Raw genomic sequence first — 14,518 nt, forward strand, 5'->3', positions numbered from 1 at the left:
TTTCCGCCGGCTGGGGCGCTCCCCGCGCGCGGTCCGCGGCGGCGCAACCCCCGAACCCCGGGTCCCCGGGCGGGCCGGCCCGCATCGTCGGGCCGGCCCTCCGGGCGACTTCGCTTGCGGGGCCGGGGCCGGCCGCGCGGGAGCCGGCGCCGTGCGGACCGGGTCGGCCTCGACGGCGGCCCCGGGAGCGGCATATTCCGGCAGCACGAGCATTCCGGCGGACCGCCGAAGGGCTCGAACGGATGGGCGGGCAATTCGAGTCCGAGCACGCTCCGGATCATTACGTTCCGTACATGGAGAGTTGCAGGCGTGATAGAATCCGACCCCGTGCATGTGAATGCGCGCAGGTCGTTCGGGCCGGGGGCGGCGGCCCCGGCAGCAGTTTCCTCCGGGTGCCGATCCAGGCCGATCCGGACCGGGCACGATCCACCCCGGCGCGCGTTCTGCCGGGCATGATCCGGCCGGACCGCGTGACGGCTGCCGGAATCAGCGCCTCCATTGTCGCCCCGCGGCGTACTTCCGTGCGTTTCACCCGTCGCTCACCACTTTTCCGGAGCGCTCCCATGGCCAAGCAGAATCGTGCCGTCCGCACACGGCAGGAACTGATCCGTTCTGCCGCAGAGACCTTCGCCCGATCCGGATTCGCGGAATCCTCCATTACGCAGATCTGCGTCCGGGCCGGTCTCAGCCACGGTGCGCTGCACTTCCACTTCGGGAACAAGCGGGCGCTCGGGGAGGCGGTCGAATCGGCCGCCGCGGAAACCCTGTTGCACATCACCGGCAACATTCCCCTGCGGCACCCCGCGCCACTCCAGCTGCTCGTCGACACCTCGCACACCCTGGCCCAGCGGCTCTCCCACGACGCCGTGCTGCGGGCGGGGTTCTGTCTCGGCAGCGACGCGACCTGGCCGGGCGGCGCGAACCTGTGGCAGCAGTGGCAGGACTGGGTGCAGCTGATGCTGACCGTCGCCCGGGCGCAGGGCAGTCTGGCCGCCGACATCGTGCTCGACGAGGCCGTGGCCGCCATCACGGCCGTCATTGCCGGCCTGGAGGTGCTGGGGCGGCGCGATCCCCAGTGGCACTCGCGTCAGGCGGTCGCGCCGTTCTGGCGGCTGATGCTGCCGCAGCTCGCGACGGCGGAGGCGCGGGCCGGGATCGACCCGGAGGGCAGCTGTCCGGAGCCGCCGGGGGCGGGGGAGCGGCCGCGGGGCGCGGACTGGTCAGACGGCGGCGGCCGGGGGGCCGCGCAGCCCTGCGGCGCGCTGTCGTGCTGCTGACGGCCGGGCCGGGGCGGGCGGTGGTGGCGCCGGTCCGCCGGTCCGCGCCCGGGCCGGGTGCGGGCCACCCGTTCCCCGCGCCGGCCGACCGGACATCCGTCCTGGTCCTTCCTGGCCGCCGCCGTCGCCACCCCCGCTCCCGCCGACTGCCCCCGGCGTCCGGTCAGGCGGGCCGTTCGCGCCGGTTGGCCAACGCGACGACCGCGTGGGCGGCCGAGGCCAGCGTGACGTGACGGTGCCAGCCGCTGAACGAGCGCCCGGTGAAGTCACGGATGCCCACCCGGTCCGCGATCTCCGTGAAGTCCTGGTCGACCTTCCCGGTGAGCCGGCTGAGCCGGACCAGGGTCGCCGCGGACACGGCGGTCAGGTTGGTCAGCCACAGCTCGGCCGGCCAGTGCCCGCCCTCCTCGCCGATGCCCAGCAGCAGGAGCTCCCCGCCCGCCGCGGTCTGGCCGACACCGGCCGCGGCCGGGGAGGCGGGGGAGACCGACGGCAGACCGACGCGGATGGTCGCGGCCAGGGCCGGCCGTGCCGCGGCGTGCGGCCCGGGCTCCCTCCCCGGGACGGGCCGGCGCATGTCCTTGGCCAGGCTCATGACGCGGTGGGCCGGCAGCGGCCTGCCCCCGGAGCCGGGCAGCACGGAGTCCAGGACGGCGAGTCGGAGGTCGCCGCCGACCCGGGCGAGCAGCGGCACACCGTGCGCGTTGAGCTTCCCGAAGATCGTCATGGCCTGTGACTCGCCGATGTCGAGGACCACGGGCCGCACCGGCAGACCCCACCCCGCGGTGGTCTCCAGGCAGGCCTCGATCATGCCCTCGCCCAGGGTCTCCACGCCGACCTCGTCCGGGATCGACACCTGACTGCGCCGCAGATCGTCCGTGAGCCAGACCTCGGGCAGGTGGAGACGCCAGTTGACCGGGGTGCTCAGCTCCTCCGAGGCCGCCCAGACGCCGATCGCGTGCTGGGCGTTCAGCACCTGCCCCAGGGTGGGGAAGAAGTGCCGCTCCACGCCGACCGAGTGCCGGCCGGTCTTGGGGATGATCATCGGCTGCACCACCCAGGCCTGCGGGGCGGCCGCGCCGACCAGATAGTGCGCCAGGGCCCGGCGGATGGGCACCCAGTCCCAGGTGGAGCTGCAGATGAAGTGGTGCAGGTTCTGCTCCGACGCCGGCTTGCCGAGCAGTGCCGCGATGTTCCGGATCGACTTGCGTCCCTCCGTCTCCAGCAGGCCGCGCAGGTACTGCATGCCCTTTCTGCACTGGTCGCTGCGGGAGAGCGAGGTGAAGAGGATCGAGCAGAGGTCGGTGAGCAGGACGTCGTGGGAGCCGGGCGGGAACGGTGTGCGGGCGTGCGGTAGCGGGCCCGGCCCGGGCGGTCCGGCCGCCACCGCCGGTTCCTCGGCGGCGGTCGCGGGTTCTTCGGGCCCCGGCCGGGGTGGTGACGTCTCGCCGGTGGCGAGAGTGCCGGCCCGGGTCGGACGTGCCTGGGCCGGACCCGCGGGAGCGGCGGTGGACGGCCCGGCCGGGCCCGGCGCGGTGCCGCTCGGGGCGGACGGTGGGAATCCGGTGGGGTTCGCGGGACGGGCGGAGGGCTTCGACCGGTCGTTGTCGCCGACCGGAGCCTTGACGTGCCGTCGCTGTGCCAACGTCTGGGTGCTCAAGTCGTCTCCGTAGTCGTGGTCTTCGGGGGAGCGTGCCGGACCGCGGTGGCAGGGGCCCCGGCTCGCGGTGACCGGACCGGGGCGCACGGGGGCGCGACCCGGAACGGCTCCGGCCGGGACACCGGTCGGGCTCGCGGGGGGGGGGTGCGGTGGGGCGGGCCGGGAACGGGACGGCAGCCCGGCGGGCCGTCGCCGGAGGTGTGTCCCGCGGGCGACGGCCGGCCGCCGGAGGGCGCGGGGTGCCGACCTCCTCAGCGCCGGAGTGGACGGGCCCGGCGGTCGAGCCGCGGTCGATCGGGGTGGATGGAGAACGGGCCGCTGAGCGGACGCCCATCCTGTGTCGTCGGCACTGCTCGCCGACCGGTCGGCGAGCAGTGCCGGGAAGGTCGGGTGAGGGTCAACTCCACGGTGTGCACTCCTGTTCCGAGGTCGGCGGCGGTCATGGCGGCCTGGCGCGCCGCTCCATGACAGTAAGGAGCGAACGGGGCCGATGCCATCGCACGCGGAGCGAGAGTGTCACGTTACCGGACAGTAGTCCTGTGAAGTCGGGACGGTCGGGTCAGCTCCCGGCGCGGCCGCCGCGCGTCACCGGCCCGCGTGCCTCCAGAGTGGCGATCAGATGGGCGACCGAGGCCAGCGTGATGTGCCGGTGCCAGCCCGGGAACGACCGCCCGCCGAAGTCCCGCACCCCCACGCGCTCGGAGATCGTGGTGAAGTCCCGCAGCACGACGCCCGGCAGCCGGGTGAGTCGCAGTGCGGTGAGGACGCAGGGCGCGTCGGCGTTGGTGAGCCACAGCCGCCGGCGCGGGCGTCCGACCGGGCGCCACTCGCCCAGCAGCAGCATCCGCTCACCGCGCGACGACGAGGTCAGCACGGGGATCGCCACCGCCGTGGTGGGCCCGTCGCCCGGATTGACCTGTCGGCGCAACCGCGGCAGGGACTCGGCGAGTTCGCCCGCCGTCCGCCCCCGGCCGCTGTAGCTGGGCAGCTCGGTCCGGTCGAGCCGCAGCGGTGCCTGCGGACCGATCCGCACCACGAACGCGACCCCCATCGACGCGAGGAAGCGCGCCACCGAGACGGCGTCCACCTCGGCGACGTCCACCACGACCGGGCCGCGCAGCACACCGATCGCCTGGACGTTGGCCACCGCCGTCCGGACGCAGTCCTCGATGGTGGCGACCGCCGCGTCGGCGGGAACGCTCGCCCGCTCCCGCAGCGGGTCGGCCAGCCAGCGGGCGGACAGCCGCAACTGCCAGTCGACGGGAACGGCGGAATGCCCGGAGGCCAGCCAGGCCCCCACCGCGTGCTGCCCGTTGACGATCCGCCCCAGGGGCAGGACCTGCTGGTCGATGCCGACCGAATGGGATCCGGCCTTGGGTATCAGGATCGGTCTGACCACCCAGGCCTGCGGAGCCAGCGTCCGCCGCACCTGGTGGGCGAGGGCGTGCCGCACCGGCATCCACTCCCAGGGGGAGGCGCTGATGAAGTGGTGGACGCTCTGCTGCGCCGCGACGCCGTCGAACTGCGCCGCGATGCCGCGTAAGGTCTTGCGCCCCTCCAGCGCCAGCAGGCCCCGGACGTACTGCTCCGCCTTGAGCCGCTGCCCGCTGCGCCGCAGCGAGCCGAACAGCTGGGCGCTGAGCTCGGGGTCGAGCGCCGTCGCGGGGGTCGGCTCCTCGGTCGTGCCGACAGATTGGTGCAGGTGTCGCATGGTTGATCCCCCTGTGGTCCGCCACCCCAGCCGACCGGACGGACCACCACCCCGCATCGGTGGCGCCCGGCTCGAACTCCCAAAAGAGGACTGCTGTCCTGTTCTATTTTATACAGGCTGGTGTGGGTGGTGGCTGCCCTGCTGCGCGGCGGAACCGCCGCGGTCGTCCGCGGGGATTCCGTGCCGGCCGGCCGGCACGGTGGCCGGCCGCCGTGCCGGGCCGGGGCGGGTCGGGGGCGATCGTGTCCCGGTCGGGCCGGTCGGCCGGAATCAGACCACCGGTGACGGGGCCTCAGGCCGACCGGCCTCCTCCAGGAGGCGCTTCGCGCGATAGGGGGAGGAGTCCAGCCGGGCCAGCACGCCGGGGCTGGCGACATTGGGGAGGACGAGCGCGAACAGGTTCGAGATCTCCTGGGACAGCGTGTGCTCCGGCAGCGTCTCGGTGATCAGCTGGACTCCGGTCCACGCCCCGACGAACAGCCGGGCGGTCTCCGCCGGGTCGACGTGGGCGAGCAGTTCACCCCGCTCCTTCGCCTCGGTCAGCAGCTGCTGCCCGACCTCGATCCAGTCGGGCCACCGAGTGCCGAACAGGCCACGGGACTTGACGTCGACGGACAGCCGGATCGCGGCGCTCAGCATCGGCTCCCGGGGCAGCCGGTGGGCGAGCAGGAGGGCGAGGTCCACCCACTCCTGCAGCTTGAAGGCCTGCGGGGCGAGCCCCTCCATGGTCACCGCCTCGGCCAGCACGCCGCGGGCCAGCTGCTCCTTGGTGGTGAAGTGGAAGTAGAGCCCGCCGCGGGTGAGTTGGATCCGTTCGATGAGGCCGCCGATGGTGGTGGCGTCGTACCCGAGCTCGTTGAACATCTCGGCCGCGGCCTCGAGGATCAGTCGACGGGTGTTGATCGCGCGCTCCTGCCTTGACACTTTATGCCTCCGCTGCATTCTCTTTACCATTGCTTGAACTAGACTTGCTCGCGGTTCGAAACCGACCGGAGAACCGGTACTTGAATAGCACAGTCCGCTGAGCTGTGCTGACCCGTCAGACCAAGGGGGGGCCTTGCAAGACGTCACTCTCGCGCCACGTTCATCCACTCCTTCGCCGACTCTCCTCGGCGCCTACGCACACCTTCGACGCGAAACCTCCATCCTGGTCACCGGCTGGGAGCGGCTGGGGGCCGACGAGTTCGGGCTGGACGTCAGATGGCCGGCCGTCCGGCTGGACCTGCCGTACGACCCGCGCATACTCGCCCAGACCATCCGGCAGAGCGGCCTGGTCGTCGCGCACGCCGAGTACGACGTACCGCTGACCCACCAAACCGTACTGAGCACCCTGGACTTCACGATCGACCCGGACTTCCGGCTGCCACGCGGCCGCAGTGCCACGCTGGACGTACGGGTCACGGTGTCGGCAGCCGACCGGGGCCGACGAGCCGTCAGCTCGCTGCGGATGGGCATCCTGGTCCGGTGCGACGGCGCCGAGGTGGCCCGGGCGGACTCCGAGTTCGGCTGGATCTCGCCCGCGGCCTACCGGCGGGTGCGGGGTGACGGTCTCGGGGTGGACTGGGGTGCCTGGTCGTTGCCGGAGCCGATATCCGCCGACCACGTGGGCCGGCTCCGCGCCACCGAGGTGGCCCTCGCGCCGGGTGACCGGCCGCACCGCTGGCTGCTGCGCAACGACCCGGCCAACCACCTGCTCTTCGACCACCCGGTGGACCACGTGCCGGGCCTGGCGCTGCTGGAGGCGGCCGCCCAGGCCGCCCAGGCCCTGCAGGGGCCGGTGTCCTTCCTGCCCGCCGGCGTCGCCACCAGGTACCGGCGCTACGTCGAGTTCGACCGCCCGTGCTGGATCGAGGCCGAGTGGGCGCCGGCCGGCCACCCCGCGCTGTCCGCCGTCCGGGTCACGGGCACACAGGACGGGGAGCCGGCCTTCCGGGTCGAGTTCAACGGGGTGAGGCGGTGACCGGACCGCCGCCGGACCGCCGCGGGCGGTTCACTGGTTGACGAAGCCGCCGTCGACCGGCAGGACGGTGCCGGTCAGGAAGGGGCAGCGGTCGCTCAGTAGCCAGGCCGCTGCCTCCGCGATCTCCTCCGGAGCCGCCGTGCGCCCCTGCGGCGTCAGCGAGTTGGCCAGATCTTCGAGGCCCGGGTTGCGGCCGAACCAGTCGGCCGTGATCTCGCTGCGGGTGGTTCCGGGGGCGACCGCGTTCACCCGGATGCCCTGCTTGGCGTACTCGTCGGCGGCGGCCCTGGTGAAGCCGATGACCGCGTGCTTGGAGGCGATGTAGGGGGCGGCGGTGGGGATCGCGACCAGGCCGCCCACGCTGCTGTTGTTGACGACGCTGCCCCGGCCGTGGTCCAGCATCGCCGCTATCTCGTACCGCAGGCAGTTGAAGACGCCGCGCACGTTGGTGTCCATGACGGTGTCGTAGACGTCGTCCGTCATCAGGTGCAGCGGGGTGCGGTCGCCGCCGATCCCCGCGTTGTTGAAGGCCGCGTCGAGCCGCCCGTACTCGGCCACCGCGAAGTCGACGGCCCTGGCGGCGTCCGCCGCGACGGAGACGTCGCCCACCACGTACCCGGCGCGGACCCCCTTGTCCCGCAGTTCGGCGGTCAGCGCGGCCAGGCGCTCCTCCCGGCGGGCGGTGAGGACCACGGTGGCGCCCTCCCGGGCGAACACGCGGGCCGCCGCCGCGCCGATGCCGCTGCTCGCGCCGGTGATGAGGACGACTTTGCCGGAGAGGAGATCGTTATCCATGACCGCAGTCTCGCAGGCCGCCGCCCGAGGGGGTACGAACTTCGCCAGTCTGCCGACCGCCAGGGTGATATGACGTCACGTCACCTGTCCCGGTAGTGAGTTCCTTCGGGCCGATCGTCGCCGCCGCCGGTCGGTGATGCTACGTGCCCGCAACGACCTGATGGACTATTCGTCACCTGACGAACTACTGGTCACCTGACGAACTGCCGGTCACCTGACGAAGTGCGGTGACGAACGTTGGCGGTATCCCCGTTCCGTTACATGATGTAGGCCGTTGCGGGGGGTCGCCGACGGTTCGGTGCCGATTGTCCGGGGCACCGCGGTTCAGCCCGTCTTCTCCGCCCGCCGCTCTCGTGTTCCAACGACGTTCACGCAGGACGAACGAGGAGATCCCCGGTTCCGCCGACCCTGCGGCGACTGCCGGCCCTGGTCCGCGTGGATGCGATTTCCGGCTCCGTTGACAGTTGCGCGAAATGCCCGCCTGCTCGGCCGTGGGGCGAACCGCGCCCATCGCCCGTTCGCGATTTGGAGAAATCGGTGGAAAGTACTCTGCTCGATATCCGACTTGAAAGCGCGTTGCAGCAGCCGCCCTGGGAAGACGCGGCACTGGTCCGACAGGTCCGGAAGGAACTGGCCACCCGCCCCGCGCTCGTCGAGGCCGAGGACGTCCGCACGCTGCGCGCGCTGCTGGCCCGGGTCGCCGCGGGCGAGGCCCATGTGGTGCAGGCGGGCGACTGCGCGGAGGACCCGGCCGAGTGCACCTCCGGCTACGTGGCGCGCAAGGTCGGCGTGCTCGACCTGCTCGCGGGAGCGCTCCAACTGGACACCTGCAAGCCGGTGATCCGCGTCGGCCGGATCGCCGGCCAGTTCGCCAAGCCCCGCTCCAACCCCACCGAGCGGGTCGGCGATGTCGAACTGCCGGTCTACCGGGGGCACATGGTCAATAGCCCGGAGCCCGACCCCGAGCTGCGGCGCCCGGACCCCTTGCGTCTGCTGACGGGCTATCAGACCGCTTATGACGTCATGGGACACCTGGGCTGGCGCAGCCGCGGCGGGCCGCTCGCCGTCGGGTCGCCCGTCTGGACGAGCCACGAGGCGCTGCTGCTCGACTACGAGGTGCCCATGCTGCGCCGGGACGACGAGGGGCGGCTGCTGCTCGCCTCCACGCACTGGCCCTGGATCGGCGAGCGCACCCGGCAGGTCGACGGGGCCCATGTCACGCTGCTCGCCGAGGTGGCCAACCCGGTGGCCTGCAAGGTCGGTCCGACGATGACGGTCGACGAGCTGCTGGCCCTGTGCGAGCGGCTCGACCCCCGGCGGGAGCCGGGCCGGCTCACGCTGATCGCCCGGATGGGCGCCGAGGCGGTGACCGAGCGGCTGCCCGCCCTCGTCGCCGCCGTCCGCGGCGCGGGGCACCCGGTGATCTGGCTCACCGACCCGATGCACGGCAACACGGTCAGTACCCCGGACGGGCTCAAGACCCGTTTCGTGCGGACGATCTCCCACGAGGTCAGGGAGTTCCGGCTGGCGGTCCGCGGCGCGGGCGGCACGGCGGGCGGACTCCACCTGGAGACCACCCCCGACGACGTGACCGAATGCGTCCACAGCGAGGCCCGGATCGACGAGGTCGGGGCCACGTACACGAGCTTCTGCGACCCGCGGCTCAACCCGGGACAGGCCCTCGCCGTGGTGTCGGCCTGGTGGCTGACCGGCCGGTCGGCCCCGGTGGGCGCGGCCGGGGTCCAGGGCTGACCCCCGGCCCGACCTCCCGCCGCCGCGACGCAGAACCGGGCCCGGCCCGGCACCACGGCGCCACCGCCCCCCGGTGACCGTGGTGCCGGGCCGTCCCACCCCACCGGCGCCGGCCCGGCCGCACCGACGCGGCCGGCCACGCCGGCGATTCGATCCAGCAGATCCAGGAGAGGAAGGCCATGGCGGGCATACCCCCCATCGCGCCGTACCCGATGCCGACCGCGGCCGACCTGCCCGGCAACACCGCCCGGTGGACCGTGGACCCGGACCGGGCGGTGCTGCTCGTGCACGACATGCAGCGGTACTTCCTGCGGCCGTTCCCCGGGCCGACCCGTGACCAACTCGTGCGCAACGCCGCCCGGTTGCGAGAGCGCAGCGCCGAGCTGGGCATTCCGGTGGCCTACACGGCGCAGCCCGGCGGCATGACCGAGGAGCAGCGCGGCCTGCTCAAGGACTTCTGGGGGCCGGGCATGCGGGTCGACCCGGTCGACCGGCAGGTCGTGGAGCCGCTCGAACCGGCCCCGGACGACTGGGTGTTCACCAAGTGGCGCTACAGCGCCTTCTTCCGCTCCGGCCTGCTGGAGCGGATGCGCGAGCGCGGCCGCGACCAGCTCGTGGTCTGCGGCGTGTACGCCCACGTCGGTGTGCTGATGAGCGCGGTCGAGGCGTTCACCAACGACATCCAGCCGTTCCTGGTGGCGGACGCCGTCGCGGACTTCTCCGAGGAGTACCACCGGCTGGCCCTCGACTACGCGGCGCAGCGCTGCGCGGTGGTGGTCACCACCGACGAGGTCCTCGCCGGGCTGCGGCCGTCCACCGTCGTGGCCGGCGGTGTCCGGGAGGCCGGCGCATGACCGGGGCCGGGGCGGCGGCGCCGCTCGCCGTGGATCTGCTGGACCGTGTCCTCGGGCCGCGGCCGCCCGCCTTCGCGCTCCTCCACCGTCCGGAGTCGACCGGGCCGGACGCCCTGGACGTGCTGGTCGGTACGGTGTCGACGCCGGGGACACTGGCCGATCTCCCCGTTCCCGAAGGCGGCGGCGCCGGCGCGCGCCACGAGGTGCTGGCGATCGTCCCCTACCGGCAGATCGCCGAGCGCGGCTTCGCCTGCGCCGACGACGGCGAACCGCTGATCGCGATGACCGTCACCGGGCAGGGCGTGCTGCCGTTGGACGAGGTGCTGCGGCGGCTCCCCGACGTGCCGATCTCGCTGGCCGACGGGCACTTCGACGTGGACGACCAGGCCTACGCCGACACGGTGCGCAGGGTCATCGCCGACGAGATCGGCCGCGGCGAGGGGGCGAACTTCGTCATCAAGCGCTCGTTCCTCGCCGACATCACCGGTTACACGACGCACAGCGCGCTGTCGTTCTTCCGCCGGCTGGTGCGGGGGGAGTCGGGCGCCTACTGGACGTTCATCGTCCACACCGGGGACCGTACCTTCGTCGGCGCCACCCCCGAGCGGCACCTCAGCCTCTCCGGCGGCAACGCCGTGATGAACCCGATCAGCGGCACCTACCGTTACCCGCCCTCGGGCCCCACCCTGCCGGAGGTGATGGACTTCCTCGCCGACCGCAAGGAGTCCGACGAGCTGTACATGGTCGTCGACGAGGAACTCAAGATGATGGCCCGGATCTGCGAGACGGGTGGCCGGGTGGTCGGCCCGTACCTCAAGGAGATGGCCCGGCTCGCGCACACCGAGTACTTCATCGAGGGGCGCAGTACGCGCGATCCGCGCGAGATCCTGCGCGAGACGCTGTTCGCCCCGACCGTCACCGGCAGCCCGTTGGAGAGCGCCTGCCGGGTCATCCACCGCTACGAGCCGCAGGGGCGCGGCTACTACAGCGGAGTGGTGGCCCTGATCGGGCGCGACGAGCGGGGCGGCTCGGCCCTCGACTCGTCGATCCTGATCCGGACCGCCGACATCGACGACCGGGGGCGGGTGCGGATCGGGGTGGGCGCCACCCTGGTGCGCCACTCCGACCCCGACCAGGAGGTGGCCGAGACCAGGGCGAAGGCGGCCGGGCTGCTCGCGGCCCTCCAGGCGGACGGTCCCGCCCCGACCACGGCCGCGGCCCCGGCCGCGAACGGCGTGGGCGGGCTCGGTACGCACCCCGACGTCCGGGCCGCGCTGGAGCGGCGCAACGCGACCGTCGCCGGGTTCTGGTTGGCGCCGGACGCGGTGCGGGCCCGGCCGGAGCCCGTCCTGATCGGCCGCCGGGTGCTGGTGGTGGACGCGGAGGACACCTTCACCGCGATGATCGACCACCAACTCCGTTCGCTGGGGCTGGAGGTGACGGTGCGTCGGTTCGACGAGCCGTACACGCCGGACGGGTACGACCTGGTCGTGATGGGCCCCGGTCCGGGAGACCCCCGGGAGGCGGCGCACCCCAAGATCGCTCGGCTGCGGTCGACGATCGACGTGCTGCTCCAGGAGCGGCAGCCGTTCTTCGCGGTCTGCCTCAGCCACCAGGTGCTCGGCCTGCGGCTCGGCCTCCCCCTGGTCCGCCGGGAGGCGCCGAACCAGGGCGTGCAGCGCGAGATCGACCTGTTCGGGGCCCGGGAGCGGGTGGGCTTCTACAACACCTTCGCCGCCCGCAGCGTCGAGGCCAAGGTCGAGTGCGAGGGCGTCGGCCTGGTGGAGGTGAGCCGGGACGCGGAGAGCGGCGAGGTGCACGCGCTGCGCGGGCCGCACTTCGCCTCGCTGCAGTTCCACGCCGAGTCGATCCTCACCGAGGACGGCGTCCGACTGGTGGGCGGGCTGCTGACCGAGGTGCTGGCCGGGTGAGAACGGGGGCGGCGCGGGGCGGCCCGCCGGCCGCGCCCCCGCTGCCGGTCGGTCCAGGCCGGTAGCCCGGGGTGGCCGCCCCCCGCCCGGTGCTCAGCGGGCGGGGGCCGGCCGTTCCGGGCGCGGGTCCAGACCGGCCGAGCGGGCGGCCGTGCGGAGCAGCTCCCGCAGCATGCCGGGGTTCAGCCGGCCGGTGTTCGTGTTGCGCGGGCTGACGTGGTAGCACCCGTACAGCTCCAGCGGCGGCCCGCCGTCGGCGGCCGGCAGGATCACGTGGGCGCCGTGGCCGAAGACCGGTCGGGGCCGGGGCGGCTGCCAGCCGGCCGCGGCGACCGCCGGGAGCAGCGCCTGCCAGGCGAACCCGCCGAGCGCGACGACGGTCCGTACCGTCGGTCGCAGCAGCTCCAGCTCGCGGGTGATCCACGGCCGGCAGGTGTCCCGTTCGGCGGTGGTCGGCCTGTTGTCGGGCGGCGCGCAGCGGACCGGGTCGGTGATCCGGACGCCCTGGAGCCGAAGGCCGTCCCCGTGCCGGACGGACTCCGCCCGATTGGCCAGCCCCAGCTCGTACAGCGCGGCGTAGAGCAGGTCGCCGGACGGGTCACCGGTGAAGATCCGGCCGGTGCGGTTGCCGCCGTGGGCGGCGGGGGCGAGGCCGACCAGGACCAGCGGTGCGTCGGGCGGGCCGAAGCCGGGGATCGGACGGCCCCAGTAGTCCCAGTCCAGGTACGCGCGGCGCTTGGTCCGGGCGGTCTCCTCGCGCCACGCGACCAGCCGGGGGCAGGCCCGGCAGTGGGTGACGACGCGGTCCAGCGCGGGGACCGCGACCGCGCGGGCGGCGGCCGCGGCCGGGTGATGTGGGTCCGCCGGGTCGGTGGCCGGGTCTTCGGCGGCGGGCTGGGGCATGAGGACGATCCTAGGGGCGGCGCTCGGCGGGCGGCCGTTCCGGCGGCGCCTTCGCAGGCGTAGCGTGGAATCGGCTGTTCCGGCGGCCCCCGGCCGGGCCGGGGCGGCGACCGCCGGGGCGGCGGTGCGCGCGAGGAGACCGCGATGCTGATTCTGGATGCGGTGCTGGCGGCGCTCGGACTGGTGGCCGTGTGGGCCGGACTGAGCGTCCGGGTCGTGCAGCAGTTCCAGCGGGGCGTGGTGTTCCGCTTCGGCCGGGTGCGCGAGCAGATCCAGGGCCCCGGGCTGGTGCGGCTGATGCCGGTCGCGGACCGGCTGCGCAAGGTGAACGTCCAGATCGTGACGATGCCGATCCCCGCCCAGGAGGGCATCACCCGGGACAACGTGACCGTCCGGGTGGACGCGGTCGTCTACTTCCGGGTGGAGGACCCGGTGAAGGCGACCGTCAATGTGCAGGACTACAACTTCGCCATCTCGCAGGTCGCCCAGACCTCGCTGCGGTCGATCATCGGCAAGAGCGAGCTGGACGACCTGCTGGCCAACCGCGAGCCGATCAACCAGGGCCTGGAGCTGATGATCGACAGCCCGGCGCTGGGCTGGGGCATCGAGATCGACCGGGTCGAGATCAAGGACGTCGCCCTGCCGGAGTCGATGAAGCGCTCGATGTCGCGGCAGGCGGAGGCCGAGCGGGAGCGCCGGGCGCGGATCATCACCGCGGACGGCGAGTACCAGGCCTCGGCGCGGTTGTCGGAGGCCGCGGCGGTGATGAGCGCGACCCCGGCGGCCCTCCAGCTGCGCCTGCTGCAGACCGTGGTGGAGGTGGCGGCGGAGAAGAACTCGACGCTGGTGCTGCCGTTCCCGGTGGAGCTGCTGCGGTTCCTGGACAGCGCGGTGGAGGTGAACCGGAAGACGGTGGGCGAGGGCGGCGAGCGGGCGGACGCGCCGCCGGTGGTCGAGCCGCCGAAGCCGGCCGAGGTGGAGCAACTCGAACTGCCCCCGCTGGAGAGCCTGCTGGAGCACGCGCCGCCGGACCCTCCGGTCACGGCGCCGCCGGACCCGCCGGTCACGGGGGCGAACGGAGCGGACCGCGCCGGGCAGGCCCCGGTGGCGGTGCCCCCGGGCCCGGACCACGATGGAGGAACGGGAGTGGCAGGCACGTCAGGAGGCCGATCATGACCAGAGCCAGCGACATCATGCACGCGGGTGCGGAGTGCGTCGGTGAGCACGAGACCCTCGCCGCCGCGGCCCGGATCATGCGGGAACGCGGTGTCGGCGCGCTGCCGATCTGTGGAGAGCGGCAGAAGCTGCTCGGCATCGTGACCGACCGGGACATCGTGCTGAAGTGCGTCGCCGAGGGGCGCGACCCCGAACAGGTGACGGCGGGCGAGATCGCCCAGGGCCGGCCGATGACGGTGGAGGCGGACGAGGACACCGAGCAGGTGCTGCGGATGATGGAGCAGTACCGGGTGCGCCGGCTGCCGGTGATCAACCACCCGGAGCACGAGGTGGTCGGGATGATCAGCGAGGCGGACATCGCGCGCGGCCTGCCGCAGGCGCGGCTGGCGGAGTTCGTCTCGGCGGTCTGCGCGGAGGAGCCGCCGCGGTCGACGGAGGTCCAGGAGCCGCAGACCGCCTAGTGTCGGCAGCTCGGCCCCACCCCGGGGGCCCGGGCCGG

At 73.5% G+C, this 14,518-nt stretch carries 12 protein-coding genes; 7 read left to right on the forward strand and 5 right to left on the reverse strand.

What is annotated here, in order from left to right; translation table 11 throughout:
• Positions 1 to 563: 563 nt before the first annotated feature.
• Positions 564 to 1,277 carry a ScbR family autoregulator-binding transcription factor gene (locus ACFXHB_RS23380; RefSeq protein ID WP_380576535.1) on the forward strand — a complete coding sequence of 238 codons (714 nt, stop codon included), beginning with the start codon at positions 564 to 566 and terminating at the stop codon, positions 1,275 to 1,277.
• A 163-nt stretch (positions 1,278 to 1,440) separates the two neighbouring features.
• Here ACFXHB_RS23380 and ACFXHB_RS23385 read toward each other — a convergent pair whose 3' ends face one another.
• The 3 genes from ACFXHB_RS23385 to ACFXHB_RS23395 form a co-directional block, all read right to left on the reverse strand.
• Positions 1,441 to 2,937 carry a transposase gene (locus ACFXHB_RS23385; RefSeq protein WP_380576536.1) on the reverse strand — a complete coding sequence of 499 codons (1,497 nt, stop codon included), beginning with the start codon at positions 2,935 to 2,937 and terminating at the stop codon, positions 1,441 to 1,443.
• A gap of 559 nt (positions 2,938 to 3,496) precedes the next feature.
• The gene (locus ACFXHB_RS23390) at positions 3,497 to 4,648 is read right to left on the reverse strand and encodes an IS701 family transposase (protein ID WP_380576537.1); all 1,152 of its coding nucleotides are present in this window, start codon (positions 4,646 to 4,648) and stop codon (positions 3,497 to 3,499) included.
• A 270-nt stretch (positions 4,649 to 4,918) separates the two neighbouring features.
• Positions 4,919 to 5,572 carry a ScbR family autoregulator-binding transcription factor gene (locus ACFXHB_RS23395; protein WP_380576538.1) on the reverse strand — a complete coding sequence of 218 codons (654 nt, stop codon included), beginning with the start codon at positions 5,570 to 5,572 and terminating at the stop codon, positions 4,919 to 4,921.
• A gap of 133 nt (positions 5,573 to 5,705) precedes the next feature.
• Between ACFXHB_RS23395 and ACFXHB_RS23400 the strand changes: the two genes are divergently transcribed.
• On the forward strand, positions 5,706 to 6,608 hold the full coding sequence (locus ACFXHB_RS23400) for a ScbA/BarX family gamma-butyrolactone biosynthesis protein (RefSeq protein WP_380576539.1): 903 nt from the start codon (positions 5,706 to 5,708) through the stop codon (positions 6,606 to 6,608).
• Positions 6,609 to 6,638: 30 nt separating this feature from the next.
• Here the strand turns inward: ACFXHB_RS23400 and ACFXHB_RS23405 are convergent, their stop codons facing one another.
• Positions 6,639 to 7,403 (reverse strand): SDR family NAD(P)-dependent oxidoreductase, encoded by a 765-nt coding sequence (locus ACFXHB_RS23405; RefSeq protein ID WP_380576540.1) that lies wholly within the window; start codon positions 7,401 to 7,403, stop codon positions 6,639 to 6,641.
• Positions 7,404 to 7,940: 537 nt separating this feature from the next.
• Here ACFXHB_RS23405 and ACFXHB_RS23410 point away from each other — a divergent pair.
• From ACFXHB_RS23410 to ACFXHB_RS23420, 3 genes are all read left to right on the forward strand, one after another.
• Positions 7,941 to 9,155, forward strand: a complete 1,215-nt coding sequence (locus ACFXHB_RS23410; protein ID WP_380576541.1) for a 3-deoxy-7-phosphoheptulonate synthase — start codon at positions 7,941 to 7,943, stop codon at positions 9,153 to 9,155.
• A 179-nt stretch (positions 9,156 to 9,334) separates the two neighbouring features.
• On the forward strand, positions 9,335 to 10,009 hold the full coding sequence (locus ACFXHB_RS23415; RefSeq protein WP_380576542.1) for an isochorismatase family protein: 675 nt from the start codon (positions 9,335 to 9,337) through the stop codon (positions 10,007 to 10,009).
• On the forward strand, positions 10,006 to 11,940 hold the full coding sequence (locus ACFXHB_RS23420) for an anthranilate synthase family protein (protein WP_380576543.1): 1,935 nt from the start codon (positions 10,006 to 10,008) through the stop codon (positions 11,938 to 11,940). Before ACFXHB_RS23415 ends, ACFXHB_RS23420 begins: the two co-directional genes overlap by 4 nt.
• 93 nt (positions 11,941 to 12,033) lie before the next feature.
• On the opposite strand, the gene ACFXHB_RS23425 is transcribed toward ACFXHB_RS23420, so the two are convergent.
• On the reverse strand, positions 12,034 to 12,843 hold the full coding sequence (locus tag ACFXHB_RS23425) for a uracil-DNA glycosylase (protein ID WP_380576544.1): 810 nt from the start codon (positions 12,841 to 12,843) through the stop codon (positions 12,034 to 12,036).
• 144 nt (positions 12,844 to 12,987) lie between these two features.
• On the opposite strand from ACFXHB_RS23425, the gene ACFXHB_RS23430 reads away from it, so the two are divergent.
• Positions 12,988 to 14,019: a slipin family protein gene (locus ACFXHB_RS23430; protein WP_380576545.1), complete on the forward strand. Its 1,032-nt coding sequence runs from the start codon at positions 12,988 to 12,990 to the stop codon at positions 14,017 to 14,019.
• Positions 14,016 to 14,480, forward strand: coding sequence for a CBS domain-containing protein (locus ACFXHB_RS23435; RefSeq protein ID WP_380576546.1), 465 nt, complete (start codon positions 14,016 to 14,018; stop codon positions 14,478 to 14,480). The genes ACFXHB_RS23430 and ACFXHB_RS23435 overlap by 4 nt, the downstream gene beginning before the upstream one ends.
• Positions 14,481 to 14,518 lie beyond the last annotated feature (38 nt).

This window comes from Kitasatospora sp. NPDC059327, assembly GCF_042752535.1.
Classification (GTDB): Bacteria; Actinomycetota; Actinomycetes; order Streptomycetales; family Streptomycetaceae; genus Kitasatospora.

Bases quoted from the DNA above. Each gene is read 5' to 3' on its own strand.
- ACFXHB_RS23380 (WP_380576535.1), top strand. From the start codon at position 564: ATGGCCAAGCAGAATCGTGCCGTCCGCACACGGCAGGAACTGATCCGT.
- ACFXHB_RS23390 (WP_380576537.1), bottom strand. From the start codon at position 4,648: ATGCGACACCTGCACCAATCTGTCGGCACGACCGAGGAGCCGACCCCC.
- ACFXHB_RS23405 (WP_380576540.1), bottom strand. From the start codon at position 7,403: ATGGATAACGATCTCCTCTCCGGCAAAGTCGTCCTCATCACCGGCGCG.
- ACFXHB_RS23415 (WP_380576542.1), top strand. From the start codon at position 9,335: ATGGCGGGCATACCCCCCATCGCGCCGTACCCGATGCCGACCGCGGCC.
- ACFXHB_RS23420 (WP_380576543.1), top strand. From the start codon at position 10,006: ATGACCGGGGCCGGGGCGGCGGCGCCGCTCGCCGTGGATCTGCTGGAC.
- ACFXHB_RS23425 (WP_380576544.1), bottom strand. From the start codon at position 12,843: ATGCCCCAGCCCGCCGCCGAAGACCCGGCCACCGACCCGGCGGACCCA.
- ACFXHB_RS23430 (WP_380576545.1), top strand. From the start codon at position 12,988: ATGCTGATTCTGGATGCGGTGCTGGCGGCGCTCGGACTGGTGGCCGTG.
- ACFXHB_RS23435 (WP_380576546.1), top strand. From the start codon at position 14,016: ATGACCAGAGCCAGCGACATCATGCACGCGGGTGCGGAGTGCGTCGGT.